The 15,730-nt window shown below is 28.0% G+C and carries 19 protein-coding genes and 1 tRNA gene; 3 read left to right on the top strand and 17 right to left on the bottom strand.

Going from position 1 to position 15,730, the window contains the following annotated elements:
* The first annotated feature begins 145 nt into the window (after window positions 1-145).
* On the top strand, window positions 146-1,369 hold the full coding sequence (locus BRE_RS03575) for a CCA tRNA nucleotidyltransferase (RefSeq protein ID WP_041178155.1): 1,224 nt from the start codon (window positions 146-148) through the stop codon (window positions 1,367-1,369).
* Here the strand turns inward: BRE_RS03575 and rnc are convergent.
* From rnc to BRE_RS03505, 14 genes are all read right to left on the bottom strand, one after another.
* On the bottom strand, window positions 1,341-2,072 hold the full coding sequence (gene rnc / locus BRE_RS03570) for a ribonuclease III (RefSeq protein WP_012538444.1): 732 nt from the start codon (window positions 2,070-2,072) through the stop codon (window positions 1,341-1,343). The two genes, BRE_RS03575 and rnc, sit on opposite strands and share 29 nt — an antisense overlap.
* Window positions 2,073-2,077: 5 nt before the next feature.
* Window positions 2,078-2,320 carry an acyl carrier protein gene (gene acpP, locus BRE_RS03565; RefSeq protein WP_014696523.1) on the bottom strand — a complete coding sequence of 81 codons (243 nt, stop codon included), beginning with the start codon at window positions 2,318-2,320 and terminating at the stop codon, window positions 2,078-2,080.
* Window positions 2,321-2,342: 22 nt separating this feature from the next.
* On the bottom strand, window positions 2,343-2,525 hold the full coding sequence (gene rpmF / locus BRE_RS03560; protein WP_012538442.1) for a 50S ribosomal protein L32: 183 nt from the start codon (window positions 2,523-2,525) through the stop codon (window positions 2,343-2,345).
* Between the two features lie 51 nt (window positions 2,526-2,576).
* Complete coding sequence (coaD, locus tag BRE_RS03555) at window positions 2,577-3,074, bottom strand: pantetheine-phosphate adenylyltransferase (RefSeq protein WP_012538441.1); 498 nt, start codon at window positions 3,072-3,074, stop codon at window positions 2,577-2,579.
* Between the two features lie 2 nt (window positions 3,075-3,076).
* Window positions 3,077-3,637, bottom strand: coding sequence for a hypothetical protein (locus tag BRE_RS03550; protein ID WP_012539102.1), 561 nt, complete (start codon window positions 3,635-3,637; stop codon window positions 3,077-3,079).
* A 930-nt stretch (window positions 3,638-4,567) separates the two neighbouring features.
* Entirely contained in the window at window positions 4,568-4,933 is a 366-nt protein-coding gene (rplS, locus tag BRE_RS03545) for a 50S ribosomal protein L19 (protein WP_041178153.1), read from the bottom strand.
* On the bottom strand, window positions 4,911-5,633 hold the full coding sequence (gene trmD, locus BRE_RS03540; RefSeq protein ID WP_012538438.1) for a tRNA (guanosine(37)-N1)-methyltransferase TrmD: 723 nt from the start codon (window positions 5,631-5,633) through the stop codon (window positions 4,911-4,913). The genes rplS and trmD overlap by 23 nt, the downstream gene beginning before the upstream one ends.
* Entirely contained in the window at window positions 5,630-6,130 is a 501-nt protein-coding gene (rimM, locus tag BRE_RS03535; RefSeq protein ID WP_012539100.1) for a ribosome maturation factor RimM, read from the bottom strand. Before rimM ends, trmD begins: the two co-directional genes overlap by 4 nt.
* A 3-nt stretch (window positions 6,131-6,133) precedes the next feature.
* Entirely contained in the window at window positions 6,134-6,382 is a 249-nt protein-coding gene (locus BRE_RS03530) for a KH domain-containing protein (protein ID WP_012538436.1), read from the bottom strand.
* Between the two features lie 9 nt (window positions 6,383-6,391).
* Window positions 6,392-6,643: a 30S ribosomal protein S16 gene (gene rpsP / locus BRE_RS03525; protein WP_012538435.1), complete on the bottom strand. Its 252-nt coding sequence runs from the start codon at window positions 6,641-6,643 to the stop codon at window positions 6,392-6,394.
* Window positions 6,640-7,989 (bottom strand): signal recognition particle protein, encoded by a 1,350-nt coding sequence (gene ffh / locus BRE_RS03520; protein WP_012539099.1) that lies wholly within the window; start codon window positions 7,987-7,989, stop codon window positions 6,640-6,642. Before ffh ends, rpsP begins: the two co-directional genes overlap by 4 nt.
* Window positions 7,990-8,048: 59 nt before the next feature.
* Window positions 8,049-9,257: a host adaptation transcriptional regulator BadR gene (gene badR / locus BRE_RS03515; protein ID WP_012539098.1), complete on the bottom strand. Its 1,209-nt coding sequence runs from the start codon at window positions 9,255-9,257 to the stop codon at window positions 8,049-8,051.
* 276 nt (window positions 9,258-9,533) lie between these two features.
* Window positions 9,534-11,543: an elongation factor G gene (fusA, locus tag BRE_RS03510; protein WP_041178152.1), complete on the bottom strand. Its 2,010-nt coding sequence runs from the start codon at window positions 11,541-11,543 to the stop codon at window positions 9,534-9,536.
* Window positions 11,544-11,688: 145 nt separating this feature from the next.
* Complete coding sequence (locus BRE_RS03505) at window positions 11,689-12,192, bottom strand: Dps family protein (protein WP_012539096.1); 504 nt, start codon at window positions 12,190-12,192, stop codon at window positions 11,689-11,691.
* Between the two features lie 69 nt (window positions 12,193-12,261).
* On the opposite strand from BRE_RS03505, the gene BRE_RS03500 reads away from it, so the two are divergent.
* Window positions 12,262-12,714 (top strand): CAP domain-containing protein, encoded by a 453-nt coding sequence (locus BRE_RS03500; protein WP_012538430.1) that lies wholly within the window; start codon window positions 12,262-12,264, stop codon window positions 12,712-12,714.
* Between the two features lie 42 nt (window positions 12,715-12,756).
* A tRNA-Val gene (locus tag BRE_RS03495) sits at window positions 12,757-12,830 on the top strand.
* A gap of 135 nt (window positions 12,831-12,965) precedes the next feature.
* Here BRE_RS03495 and mvk read toward each other — a convergent pair.
* The 3 genes from mvk to mvaD are packed head-to-tail and all read right to left on the bottom strand — an operon-like array spanning window position 12,966 to window position 15,730.
* Window positions 12,966-13,859 (bottom strand): mevalonate kinase, encoded by an 894-nt coding sequence (mvk, locus tag BRE_RS03490; RefSeq protein ID WP_012539095.1) that lies wholly within the window; start codon window positions 13,857-13,859, stop codon window positions 12,966-12,968.
* Window positions 13,860-14,801, bottom strand: coding sequence for a GHMP family kinase ATP-binding protein (locus tag BRE_RS03485; protein WP_012539094.1), 942 nt, complete (start codon window positions 14,799-14,801; stop codon window positions 13,860-13,862).
* Window positions 14,789-15,730, bottom strand: a complete 942-nt coding sequence (mvaD, locus tag BRE_RS03480) for a diphosphomevalonate decarboxylase (RefSeq protein WP_012539093.1) — start codon at window positions 15,728-15,730, stop codon at window positions 14,789-14,791. The genes BRE_RS03485 and mvaD overlap by 13 nt, the downstream gene beginning before the upstream one ends.

Below are 15,730 nucleotides of genomic sequence, written 5' to 3'. Positions count from 1 at the left end.
CACTAACATTACTCTTGTCCATAAAACCCCATTTATAAATATTTAATATAAATCGAATAAATATTATTTTATGATATTTAAGAATAAACTAAAACCTTATCTTAACCTTAGAAAAAATAGTATTTCAACTATAATATATTTCTATATGAATCTAGGTAATAACACTAAAGATATAATAAAAATTAGTCAAATCTTTAATAACCATAACTATGAATTTTTCCTAGTAGGAGGCGCATTAAGAGACTTACTTCTTAAAAAGATACCTTATGATTTTGATTTTACAACAAATGCAACTCCAAAAGAAATAATGAAATTATTTCCAAAAAATATACAAACAGGAATAAAACATGGAACAATAAGTATAATCTTTAATAAAAAAATTTTTGAAATCACAACTTATAGAATAGACATAGATTATGAAAACAAACGCTCTCCTAAACAAATAAAATTTACAAAAAATTTAAAGGAAGACTTAAAAAGACGGGACTTCACAATAAATGCAATCGCAATGCATACACTTAACTTCGAAATAATAGATTACTACAATGGACAACAAGATCTTAATAAAAAAATAATAAAATGCATAGGAAATCCAAATAAACGATTTGAAGAAGATGCTCTTAGAATTCTTAGAGCTGCAAGATTTGCATCCACACTGAATTTCACAATTGATAAGAATACATTAATTTCCATGAAATACAAAAAAAACAATATTTTATTTCTATCAAAAGAAAGAATCAATAATGAATTTATTAAACTTTTAGAGGGAGAAAATCCAACAAAGGGAATCAAATATTTACAAAAAATAAATTTTTTTAAATACTTTTTTAACATAGAAATAAACAAAAAATTAATAAAAAAAATTACTCTTTTAAATAAAAATAAATTTTATTTAAAAGCAATAGTTATTTTTACTATAAAACAAGACATATCAAATTTAAAACAAAACTTAAAATTACTCAAGTTTTCAAACAAAGACATTAAACTAATATTATTATATAAAACAACTATCAACGCAATTCATAAATTAAATCCAAAAAAATTATATCATATTAGAATTTTTTTAAGCAAAACTACCAGAGAAAATTATAAAGAAACACTTGATATATATAAAGCCCTTAAAGGAAAAAACAACAAGTTTAAATTTATAACAAACAAGATTAAAAATAATAAGCTGTTAAGAGATCCATTATCTTTAAAAGAATTGCAAATAAATGGCAACGATGTTAAAAAGTTCCAATTAAGAACCCACAAAAACACTGGTATAATTCTCAATCATCTACTTAATGAAGTACTAATAGAGCCTAAATTAAATAAGAAAGAAATTTTGCTTCAAAAGATTAAAGATCAATATTCACAATATTTTTAAGTGCCATTTCAGCTGCTATCATCTCAGCCTCTTTTTTAGACTTTCCTTTGCCATTAGATACAAATTTATCATTAACATAAAGTTCAACACAAAAAATCTTATTATGATCAGGGCCTAATTCTTTAGCCAATTTATAACTTGGTGAAATTTTATATTTTTTTTGAACATATTCTTGCAATAAACTTTTATAATCTTTAAAATCACCACGATTAAACATTAACCTTATATGTACTTCAAAAAGTTCTACCACAAAAGTAGAGGCTTTTGAAAAGCCCCCATCAAGATAAAGTGCACCTACAAAAGCTTCAATAGCATCTGCAAGAATGCCTTTCTTATTACGTCCATCATTATTTTCTTCACCTCTACCAAGCAAAATATAATTACCAAGATTAAGTTCTCGAGCAATACTAGAAAGAGAATCTTCACTAACAATATAAGACCTAGCTTTACTAAGCTCACCTTCACTCTTATCAGGATAAAATTTATACAAATAATCTGTAATAATAAGATTAAGAACAGAATCTCCCAAAAATTCCAATCTCTCATTATTAGCATATTTCTGATCAAATTCATTTGCATATGATGAATGACTTAAAGACATATTTAACAAATAAATGTCATTAAAATCAATATGCAGACCCATTAAAAACTCATTTAACTTTTGTTTTCGATCCACATCCAACTTCACTACTGAAGAACCCATTATAGTTAACCCTTCTTCTTTTCAATAAAAGCAACAACATCACCTATAGTCTCAAACTCGCTAGCTTCATTTTCTGGAATTTTATCATCAAATGCTTCTTCAAGTAAATATAAAAGCTCATAAATATCTAGACTGTCTGCACCAAGATCTTCAACAAACCTAGATTCCATAGTAATCTCATCTTCTTTCTTGTCAAGCTGCTCGGATATAATAGACCTAACCTTTTTAAAAATCTCATTTTGATCCATAAACAAACATTCCTCGTTCAAACTATAATCCTAATTCTAAGTATTGACTATTTCGATAATAACCACACTTTGCACATATTCTATGCCTTATTGCCAGGTTACCGCAATTTGAACATTCCTGAAATTGAGGAATTTTTTTCCTCATATTTATACTGCGCCTCGTCCTACTTCTAGACTTTGAAGGCTTAAATTTTGGAACAGCCATATCTTTGTCTCCTTAAACATCAACAAACGTATCTTAATAATATATATATTATCAAGATAATTTGTCAATAAATTTAGATTTCAACTTTTTTTGTACCAACTCTGGAATAAAATTTGAAAGATTAAAATTTTTATTTTTTATCAATTCTTTAACAAGATCTGATCTTACAAATAAATATTTATCACTACTTGGTAAAAATACTGTATCTATTGAAGAATTCAGCTTATTGTTAACAACATATCTCTCAAATTCAAATTCAAAATCATGAAACGCTCTAACACCTCTTACAATAAAACCAATATTATTCTTCAAAGCATAATCTAAAATAACTCCATCATATTTATCCACAAAAATTTTTGTCCATCCTAAAGACATAATAACCTCAAAAGTAAGTTCATATCTCTCAATATCACTAAGCAAATAACTCTTATTACTATTATTAGCAACAAGAACAATTACTTTATCAAAAATTAACGAAGCTCTTTTTACTAAATCAATATGTCCCCATGTAATAGGATCAAATGAACCAGGAAATAATGCTGCTCTCATAACTAATATAATTTAAATACTTTATTCATATCATTAAGAATTTTTTGTCGCCAATCAGGACGACTCTCTAAATTTTCAAAATTAATCTCCTTAACAATTTTAAAAGACAAATTATTTCCCCTAACAGACCTATCAACAACAAAAAATTTGCCAACACCCTTATATACCAAACTTTCATTTTTTAAAAACTGACTTTCAGATTTTAACCTATCAATAGCACAATCAAAATGTATAGGCTTATCTTCTCCATCAAACTTCATGGACATACAAGAAAGAATATCTTTAATTTGCTTTTCACAAATAGGACATATTTTTTTAAATTTTATGCACGATCTTTGATATTTTCCCAATCCTTTTTGTCTATTACCTTTATAATTTTTATGTCCATTAGAATTAACACCCACAGATTTATTATTGTTAGCACCATTACTTAAAACAGAAGAACTTTGTTTCTTAAGTTCAGATCGTGCTTTCCTAATTTTCCAATAAGGAAATTTACTTCCTCTCTCTAAATCATTCCCACTGGACTTACTCCTATCCATCCTCAATATTAACTCCTTCAATTAATGTCAAACAAACGAGTAATATTTCTCTTTAAGAACATCAAACAAATATTCTAAATGATGCTCATCATTAAAACTATATAATTCAATGCTATATTTAGCATACTTATCAATTTTTTTCTAGTAACAAAATAATTTAATATTAAAGTATTGTATTAAATCTTAATTTGCCTATTATTCATAACTTAACACTCTTCAATGAATAAACAAAAGATAAAACCTGTTCTATTATTTTAAAATAATCAAAACCAACAAAATTATCCCCCATTAACCAACCTGCAAACTTCGCATCATATTTAATCAATAAAAAGCTATTTTTTATATTTATACCTCCTCAAATTAATGACATTTTACAATCATTACTCCACAATCACAATTTTTTAAATTATTAAACGGAATTCAATATATCTTATCAGCTTCCATCATAACAAACAAGAGAGCCCTGAAATCTCTTATAATATCATTTCAACCAAAATCTAAATATATTTTTATATTTAAAGCTAGAGCAAAATTTATTAAACTCACAAATTATTTTCTCTTGTTTATAAAAAATAAACAAAACTTAATTTAAAATGGACTTTAATCTTTATACTATAAAAAGATAAAAATAAAAAAATCATCTTTTTTAATCGAAAAGAAATAGAAATAATAAAATTACCTTTTTATATAACAAAATAAAAATTTATCATTCTTAAATAAATAGAAACCCTAGAACAAAGACGTATAATTAACACTAAACAAAAATTATCAAAAACAGCAAATACTTTAACAAAATACTTAAATCCAACTTTTTTTAAAAAAAATCACTCTTGAGTTCAAAAGATTTATATCTCAAAAAATACAAACCCCTCATTAACGCCAATAAACTTTATAAATTCCATTATAAAATTTCAAGAGAAATCATTATTTAAAATGAATCTAGATAGACTATCAATATTTAAGTTTCTTAACATCAAGACGTTCTTTTACTTTCATAGCAGCTTTACCAATTCTATCTCGCATATAATAAAGCTTAGCGCCTCTTACTTTTCCTCTCTTTAAAACCTGAACTTTTTCGATAATAGGTGAATGCATAGGAAAAATTTTCTCAACTCCAATTCCTGAAGAAATTTTTCTAACTAAAAAAGTTTGACCTATCCCTTTATTTTGAATAGATATAACAAGACCTTCAAAATTTTGAATTCTCTCGTTAGTTCCTTCTATGATTTTATAACTAACACGTATAGTATCTCCTACCCTAAAATCAAAACTTTCTGCTCTCTTGCCTTTAGCCTCAATTTTTCTTATCAAATCCATCATTTTTTTCTCCTCTCATTTCCAAATATTTAAGGTACAAATCAAATCTATTTTTTTTAGTTTTTTCAACTGACTTAACAAGCCGCCACTTTTTTATCTCTTCATGATGCCCCGACAAAAGCACATCAGGAACTTTCAAATTCCTAAATTCATAAGGCCTAGTATAATGAGGATATTCAAGCAACCCACACTCAAAACTAAAAGATTCCTCACACAAAGAATTAGGATTTATTACACCATCTAATAATCTATATACACTATCTATTATAACAAGAGCTGCAACTTCACCTGAAGACAACACATAATCTCCAACTGAAATTTCAAGATCAACATACAAATCAATTACACGCTGATCAAGCCCTTCATATCTCCCACAAATTATAACAAGTTCATCCTTCTTTGACAAGTCATAAGCCAATTTTTGAGTATACTTAAGTCCAGACGGGCTCACAAATATCGTAGTCTTTGAATTTGCATTTACATATTCAAGAGCATCAACAATAGGTTGTACTTTTAAAACCATACCTGCACCCCCACCATAAGGAACATCGTCACATCTTTTGTGTTTATCTTTAGAAAAATCACGAATAGATATGACTTCATAACTTATGATACCCTTATCTACAACCTTTTTCATTATTGAATTTTCAAAAAATGGAGTAATGATTGAAGGAAATAAAGAGAGAATTGTAATTTTCATTGTAAGAGCTCTAATACCTTAAGCTCAATAGTTTTAAGTTCCCTATTAATATCTCCAAGATAAACATCTAAAAAAGGAACAAAAAATAATCTATCCCCAACCTTAATTTCAAGAAGAACTGATTTTGAACATTCAAAAAAAGATACAACAATTCCTAATTCTACTCCATCATTAACTACTCTATATCCAATAAGCTTGCCAAAATAATATTCATCTTGTTCTAATTTAGATGCAAGTTCATCACTTACCCATAATTCAAAACCAATCAAATTTCTAATGGGCTCAGGCGCATTAAATTCCCTAAACTTTAGTAATAACGAATTATTCCTTAAAGATACGTCTTCAACTGTAACTTCAACTAAACAACAAAAATTTTTTTTTAAAACTAATTTACTGTTTTTTAAACAAAAAAAATCACTAAAACCATTGGATATGCTTTTAATCTTAGCATATCCATTAATCCCATAAGACGACAATATTATGCCTTTTACAAACATAAATTAGTCCAAAATTTCTAACTGAACTCTTCTATTTGTTTTTGCAGCACAAGCACTAAGAAGCGTCCTAATAGCCCTTGCAATGCGACCTCTTCTTCCAATTATTTTTCCAACATCATTTGCAGAAACTCTTAATTCCAAAATAGTTGATTTCTCACCTTCAACTACATTCAATTTAACCTCATCTTTTTTATCCACAAGAGATTTTACTACAAATTCTATAAGTTCAATTTCATTACCGTACTCTTTCATTAGTTCCTCCTAATTATCAACTTTAAAATTACTTTTATTTAAAATCCTCTTAACAGTATCACTTGGAATAGCACCTTTGTCTACCCATTCTTGAAATTTATTCTTATTTATTTTGACTTGATTTTGCCTTTCAACAGGATGATAATACCCAAGCTCCTCAATAGCTCGTCCATCTCTAGGCGAAGAAGAATCCATTACTACAATTCGATAATAAGGCCTCTTTTTTGCCCCCATCCTTTTTAATCTTATTCTAACACTCAATCTACCATGCCTCCTTTACCTCCAAAAAGAGATGCTATCTTGTTTTGAAAGCTCTTATTTTTCATTTTTTTAAGCATTAAAACTATTTGACTAAATTTTTTAATAAGTTTATTAACTTCAAAAATTGTTGTCCCACTTCCTAAAGCTATTCTTTTCTTCCTTGAAGAACTATTTAAAATGACAGGATTGCGTCTTTCTCTTTGGGTCATAGAAAGAATAATTGCCTCTTCCCTTTTCAGTTCTCTCTCATTAACATTACGATTCAGCATTTCTGATGACACACCAGGAAGCATCCCCATTAAAGTAGAAACCCCACCCATATTACGCATATATTTAAATTGATTTAAATAATCTTCAAAATTAAAGTTAGCTTTTCTAACTTTCTCTTCAAGTTTTAAAGCCTCTTCCTTATCTATAATACTCTGAGCTTTCTCTACAAGAGTAACAACATCTCCCATACCAAGAATTCGTGAAGAAACTCTATCTGGATAAAAAACATCAAGATCTTCGGGTTTCTCTCCAACCCCAACAAACTTAATAGGAACTCCACAAATAGTCTTAAGCGAGAGTATTGCACCACCCCTAGCATCAGAATCAAATTTCGTAAAAATTACACCCGTAATCCCTACACTCTCATTAAATTTTTTTGCAATATTTACAGCAACCTGACCTGTCATTGCATCTGCAACTAATATTGTCTCTGTAGGAACCACAATATTTTTAATATCTATTATTTCTCTCAACAATAAATCTTCAACTTCAAGACGTCCTCTAGTATCTATTATCACAGTATCGAAAAGCTCTACTCTAGCATATTCAATAGATTTTTTTACAACTTTAATAGGACTATCTTCATTCTCAAGAGCAAAAACAGAAATGTTAATTTGAGCACCTAAAACCTTCAATTGCTCAATTGCTGCGGCCCTAAATGTATCTGCAGCAACAAGAAGAACTTTACGATTCTCCGATTTAAGCCGCATAGCAAGCTTTGCACACGTTGTAGTCTTACCAGAACCTTGAAGACCCAGCATTAAAATACAAGACAATTTATTAATAGGATTTAAAATAAGCTCAGAATGTTTATCTCCCAAAAAATTTACAAGCTTATCATTAACAATTTTAATAAAGTGAGACTTAGGATCAACACCTCTTAAAACCTTAATTCCTTTTGCCTCTTCTACAACAGAATTTACAAAACGCCTTACAACTCTTAAATTAACATCAGCTTCAATTAAGGTATTCTTAATAGTGTCAATTGCTGTTTCAATATTTTTTTCATTTATAACAGCTTTCCCAGAAACATACTTTATAAAGTCTTTAAAGCCTGCACTTAAATTTTCAAACACTAAAAGCTACCCTCTTTTGCAAAAATCCTACAAAATATACAATACAAAAAAAGAAAATATTAATCAATATCTCCCCCTGTCAAATAAAATTTATTGAAAATAACACTAGAAGCAGGTCCAACAACAGATACTTCAGTATCTAGAGAACTGAGTTTTAATATTATACTTTCTTTATTTAATCTTTTTATCTCCTCTTTAAGTAAATCAAAAAAACTCTTAAGTTTAAAACTTTGACCATAAAGAACTAAATAATTAAAATCAAGAACCCTTTGAATATTAATAATAACTATTGCCAAATATTTTACTGTATCCTCCATTATTTTATGTATAAAATCATATTTATCATGAAGAGCAAAAATATCATATATTGTAACTTTTTTAAGTCTACTTTCATACTTATCATAAAGTTCAGGAATCTCTCCATTCATAAATTCTTTCGAAATCAAACGCTGCAGTGCAAAATTAGAAATCAACATATTAACACATCCCTTATTTCCACACGTAGGACAATTTTTCTCCCCTCCATAATCAATGACCATATGACTAACCATACCAGATTTATTATTAAAACCAGAATAAACATTACCATCAGACCAAATAGAAAGTTCAGCCGTATCTGTATAATCAAAAAACATAATGTTATCTACATTCTTACCCATAAATTCAGCAAGAGAAAGATTTTTTACATAACTCTCAAGGTATACAGTAAGTGAAAAATATTCCTCTAATATAGCCTTAACAGGAACATCTTTCTCAATCCATGCACCATGGCTATCATTAACAATACCAGATTCCTTATCCTTAATTATCCCAGTAATACTAAAACCTAATCCAATAAACTTATCTCTTGAAAAATTATGCTTCCAAATAATTTCAATCATATGATCTTTAATTCTTTCTAATATCTCATAAGCACTAACTAGTGGTTCAAAGGAATAAGTTTCACTTATTAAAACCTCACATTTAAGATTAGCAATTCCTATCTGAAAATAATTACTTGAAATAATCACTCCCATTGAATATGCAAAATCTTTATTAATATCAAGAAGTATTTCTTTCCTCCCATGCTTCTTAATATCTGATTCTTTTGACCCAACCTCAACTAGAATATTCTCTTTTATCATATGATTAGTAAGAATAGTCACAGCTGCATTTGTCAATGATAACCTACGAGCCAAATCTGTCCTTGAATACTGCATATTTTTCAAACTAAGGAGTATCTTTTTTCTATTACCACCTCTAATTGAAACCATATTCTCACCCTGCATAAAACAACCTCCTTTATTTTTAAAATAAAAAAATATTAATAATAAGACATAATATCAAAAAATCACCTTAATATTCTAGTAGAACATTCAAAGACAAAAATAATCTTTTAATGACAAAAAATATTCTATATTTATTAATTATTAAAATAATCCAAAAAAGGTATTAAAATATAAAAATCAACGCCAATTAACTAAATAAAAAAGACAAATTCGAATATAAAATAATTTATACCATATTTCTAAAAAATAAATTTTAAGTAAAAAAATTAAAAAACATCACTCTACTTTTTCTTTAAAAGATAAAAATTCCATAGTAAAAACTCCTCTACCCTTAGTAGAACTTCTAAAAATAGAAGTATACCCAAAAAGCTGCGCAAAAGCTGCCTCTGCACGTATTATTTCATAGTCATCAATATTACTAATAGAATGAATCATCCCCCCAACAGCATTTAATGTAGAGACAACATCCCCTGTATATTCAATAGGAGTCCTAATTTCTAACATCATAATAGGTTCAAGTTTAATAGGACTTGCTCTTCTGAAAAACTCATTAAATGCAAATCCAGATATTGATTCTATGGCAGATTCACTAACTTTAACTTTATCATAATTTAATGAAACAATCTTAACTGAAGTATCAATAACCGGGTAACCAATAATACCACTCGAGAAAGAAGAAGTAATACCTCTGGATATAGCAGCTTTAAATAAAGGTTCAATATCACACTCAAACTCAATTTTATTTCCTTCACCTCTTGATAAGGGACTCAAAATCATTCCTATTTTTAAATTAATCTCTTTACCAGAAAACATATTAACAAATTTAAATACATCATTAACTGTTAAACTTAAACTTTCTCTATAACTTACTTGAGGTTTACCCGTATAAACATTAAGTTTAAAATCATCTCTAATACGCATAATAATAATCTCAAGATGTAATTCACCCATTCCAGATATCAATAATTGTCCCGTTTCTTTATCTTCCCTATAACTAAAAGTAGGATCCTCTTTAGCAATAATCTCAAGAACCTCTTTAAGTCTAGCATCATCAGATGCTCTCTCAGGTTCAATGGATATCAAAACAACTGGCTCTGGAAATACTAAAGATTCAAGAATAATATCATTCCCCTCTTCAACAAGAGTATCACCCGTTATAGAATATTTAAGTCCAATAACTGCTCCAATATCACCTGCCTTAACTTTATCAATCTGTTCATTCTTATTTGAAAAAACCCTAAAAATCCTTGTAAATTTTTCACGTTTATTCTTAGCAACATTAAAAACTTTTTTAGATGAATCCAGTTCTCCTGAATATACTCTAATAAAATAAAGATGGGCAGCAATTGCACTAAAATATTGAACCTTAAACACAAGTGCAGACAATTTTTTCTCTTCTCTAGGATCAAGTAACATATTTCTATTTGTTTTTAAAGAATAAGCATTAATTTTTTTTTCAAAAGGATTTGGAAGATAATCTACAATAGCATCTATTAAAGGTTCTATACCAATATTTTTAAGACTAGTACCCATCAAAACAGGAATAACAAGACCCTCAATGGTACATCTTCGAATTTCTTCAATGATAACAGAATCATCAACAACAGAATATTCAAGAAAAAGTTCAGTAATCTTTTCACTAAAATTACTAAGAGAATTTATTAACTTTTCCCTAAAGATCTCAACATTCTCAACAAATTCTTCACGAACCACATCCTCAATAACAACAGGTTTACCATCTCTAAATTCAAAATGTAATTCTTTATTACGAATGATATCTATAACGCCTTCAAATGAACTCTCACTTCCAATTGGAATTTGCAAAATAACTGGAACTATCCCAAACTTATTTTCTATATCCTCAATGACTTTAAAAAAATTAGCTCCTACACGATCCATTTTATTAACATAAGCAAGCCTTGGAATACCATACTTTGATGCCTGTTTCCAAACTGTTTCAGTTTGTGCTTGAATTCCATCAACAGCACTAAATACTACAATACCTCCATCAAGAACACGAAGCGACCTCTCAACTTCAGCCGTAAAATCAACATGTCCAGGAGTATCAATAATATTTATTTGATAATTTTTCCAATAACAAGTAATAGCAGCAGAACTAATTGTAATACCTCTGTCTTGTTCTTGAGTCATCCAATCAGTAACAGTATTTCCAGAATCAACATCACCTATCTTATGAGTTTTACCAGTATAATATATAATTCTCTCTGTAGTAGTAGTTTTTCCAGCATCAATATGTGCCATAATTCCAATGTTCCTAATTTCCATAAAGCCCTCAAACACTAAAAAGCTATAGATCGTGCTATAGCTTTATTCAATTAAATAATAATTTAACGACTAACTAAGACATACAAAAATAATTATTAAAAATTATTCTCATCATAACATATGATCAATGTCTTTAAGTACAATGTTATTCATTATTACATACACATGCACAACCATTCAATAAAGACTTATGCATCCATAAATATTTTTCAAAAGAAACAATAATATCATCTAAAATATTAGCTGTCCCATAATCAGATGTACAATCAATAAAACATCTTGTTTTAGACATATTCTTAATAATATCACCTAAATTACAAATAATACTTTTAATTGAAGGTATCAAACTTGAACTTACATCTAAACTAATTTCTTTAATAAACGACTTCTTCATAAATTCAGAACATCTAAATTCAGAATCATATCCAAGTCCTCTAGATCGCTCAGCTATGATATCAATAACCTCTGCAACATAATCATAAAGTTTTTCTGTTCCTTTATGTATCACAAAAAAATTAATATCTTTAATATTCCAATGAATACCTCTTAAATTAGCATAAAAAATATGTAAGCCCGCTAACAACTCCTGAAGTGCTAAATGAATTTTATCTGAATTTTCTTTTTCTAAATGACCTAAATGATTTTCCAAATTATCCTCCTATTTTATATAATTACATATATGTTATAATTATATCATTTTAGTATAAGTAGGTTTATTATGCAAAAAAAAATTCCTATCATTATTTTATTCCTCACAAGTCAATGCGCACTAATGGGCACCAATAAAGACTTAGCTTTTCTTTACTCAGATATTCATAAATTAAGAGATAATTTAAATTTAAAAAAATTAGAGATAGATCAAACCCTTGAAATTGTAGCAAAAGAATATGCAATAAATTTAGATAAAAATGACGTATTAACACATACACTATTTGGAACAACTCCAATGCAACGAGTAAGCAAATATGATAAAAATTTTTGCAGAATAAGAGAAATTTTAGCAGCAAAAATGGAAGTTCAAGATGTAACGGATGCATGGCTTCAAAGTCCAAAACACAAAGAAGCCCTAATAAATAAGGATACAAGCAAAATAGGTGGATATGTATTACGCACAAAAGATAATAAAAATATATTTGTGGTTCTTTTTGGAGAAAAATGTAAAAAAATTTGACATAAATCAAGTTTATCTTATATAATTTCTATTGATACTAAAGGGTTTATAGCTCAGGTGGTCAGAGCGCCTGCCTTACAAGCAGGACGTCGGGGGTTCGAATCCCTCTGGACCCAAAATTATTATGTTAATCCCCTTAATTTAATTTTAAGTATGATGTTTAGGTATTTTATCGATTAAAATCAGAATTTTTAGTTAAATGGCTTATAGAAATCATTTAGTTAACAACGCCACATCTTAAATCATAAAAGCTAAAACCTAAATAAGTGAAGTTTAAAAATTAAATTAATATTATTTTCCTTTAAATCCTTATCCAATTTCTCTAAACAAAACACGGCTTCATTTTTATCTTTAAAAAGCAAAATAAAAGCCCCTCCTCTACCAGCACCACTCAATTTTCCAGCAATAGCCTTAAATTCTCTGCCCCTCGCTATTATATAATCAAGTATATTTGAAGACAATTCTAAAGAACTTAAATATTTGTTGGCAATATTAATATTATTTGCCAACAAATCAATATCTCGCTTATTAAAAGCAGCATAAGAATCCTCAACAATATAACCAAGCCTTTCAATAATATCAAATTGGTTATTCTCAACAGAAATTTTATAATTTAAATCAGATATTATTTTACTTGTTTCACATTCCCTTTTGACAGCACCAACCAAAAAATAAAAATTACAAAATTCTATTTTTTTATAACTGAAAATACCATTTTTATTCTCCAGATAAAAAGTCCCATTTAATTCAACAAGTAAAATATCCATACCAGAAGATTTGCCATGAAAAATATTTTCAATTTTTCTTGCCAATACAATCTTATCATAAGCATTATATTCATCATGACTTACAATATATTCAGCAAAACATAAACTAAGACTGGCAGAAGAACCAAATCCCAAGCCAACTGGAATTTGAGAAAATATTAAAAATTCAATAGGTCTAACTTTACTAAAGTTTCTATTAATAAAGGATATTATTTCATCTATTTTTAAAGAAGGCTCCCCCAAATATCTCCAATCAGTAGAAAAAGTATAAACTAAATACATATAAAAAGGTATCGTAGCACCAATTACTGGAAATCCATAAACAGCACTATGTTCACCTAAAAATAATATTTTGGAAGATTTTTTTATTATAAACATCTAATGAAATTTAACACCAATTAAATCTAGATTTATAGGTTCAATATCAAATTGTTTAAAAACTTCAAAATTTGGATTATAAACTAAAAAAGTTTCATTCCCAGCACCCAAAGCCTTAATCAGAGTACATTCATCTTTAAGATAAGAAAGATTTAAAGGTAATTCAGCAGAAATTCCTATTCTTTTTCCAATTTCTAATCCTATATTTCTTGCCAACTTTAAACTAGACAGTAAACAATTAGCAGAATTACTAACATTTAAAATAATATTTTCCATTACAATATTAACATCTCTCATAAAACTCAATAACGAATCTCTATATCCATTATATCTAATGATAGCATTAGTAGTCTTAATGGGACCTGGACCTTTCATTAGATAAAAATTATCAAAACATATTTTATCCAAAAGCTCATATTTCGGGGAATTGCCTCCCTTAAACATAACAACACCTCCAAAAAGACTGGTAGCAATATCATACCCACTACCCATACCTCCTTGAGCATATCTGTAAGCTTCAAGGCAATACATAAAAATTTTATCTTTAATAAAATTTTTATTACCATTTAAAATTAAATAAATTCCATATATAATCCCAACAGCAACAACAGCACTCGAACCAAATCCTTTCTTAACACCACTATCCAAAAAAAAATTACTTGTATCAACATAAACATCAAAAGGAAAAGCTTCTAGATTATTAAAATAGCAATACTTTAAATAGCTAAACATTTTAAAAATAAAATCATCATTACTGTCTATTAAAGTAAAATTATCAATTTTAGTTCTTTTAGAAAAAAAACGCCATTTATCACTTTGTTTAAAAGAAAAATAAGCTCTCTCGTCAATTGCAATTGCAAGACCAAAACCATTTTCTTCTAAAATCGAATATTCACCCATTAAAAGCAAATTACCAGGCACTGAAAAATTTATCGTATCCATTCCAAACCACTTCCAATCCCTGAAACAACAAAATCAACATCTTTAAAATTTTTAGTAAGTTTGGGCAAAATCAAATTCAAATCTTTCTTTAAACACAATATCTTAACTTGTGGCCCAGCATCCATAGTTTCAAAAACAGAAAAACCTTCTCTTCTCAACTCAGCCACATATTTTATCAAATTTATAGTAATATCTTTGAAATAAATAATAGAAGATGATAACATTAAAGCAAACATACACTGATAACTTTTGATAACTCTCAAACCAAATTTATTAAAATCTCCTATTAAAAAAAAATATAAAGCTTCCTTAAAGATATTTTGACTAGATTTAATCCAAGCATCCCAATAAAACCTTTCTTGCTTACAAAGCTCCATGGCAGTTCTTGAAGAAATTTCTTTTTCTTGTCCATCAACTATAGCAAATATAATGCATAACTCATTAAAACAATTGTAATTATTACATTGAAATGCATTTAAAGCTCCTTCCTTTAAAAAAGTAAATCCACCATAAATAGCTCTTGAAGCTGAAGCTGAACCTATTCTTGCAAGCTCTGAGGCTTTTTGATAAGAAAACTGATCAAAATATTTTAAAATACAAGCAGCAATAGACGCAAAACCAGAACTTGAACTTGCAAGTCCTGCTGATGTTGGAAAATTATTTTCACTAACTATCTTAAATCCAATATCTAATTTATTTAATATTTTTCTTGCATAATTGAAAAATTTTTTTTCTCTATCTTGTAAAACAACAGATTTTGAATTCAGAATTATTTCATCTCTAGATGACAATACAAGTTCAGTTATAGAATAAAATTTATCAACGCTAACAGCAATACTCGAAGTAGCAGGAGTATTTAAAAATCTATCTCTCTTTCCCCAATATTTAATTAAAGCCAGACTAGGATTCACCTTACATTTAACTTTCAC

The sequence above is a fragment of the Borrelia recurrentis A1 genome (assembly GCF_000019705.1).
Lineage (GTDB): Bacteria > Spirochaetota > Spirochaetia > Borreliales > Borreliaceae > Borrelia > Borrelia duttonii.
The sequence above is the reverse complement of the archived record's forward strand: the minus strand, read 5'-3'. Positions and strand labels throughout refer to the sequence as shown.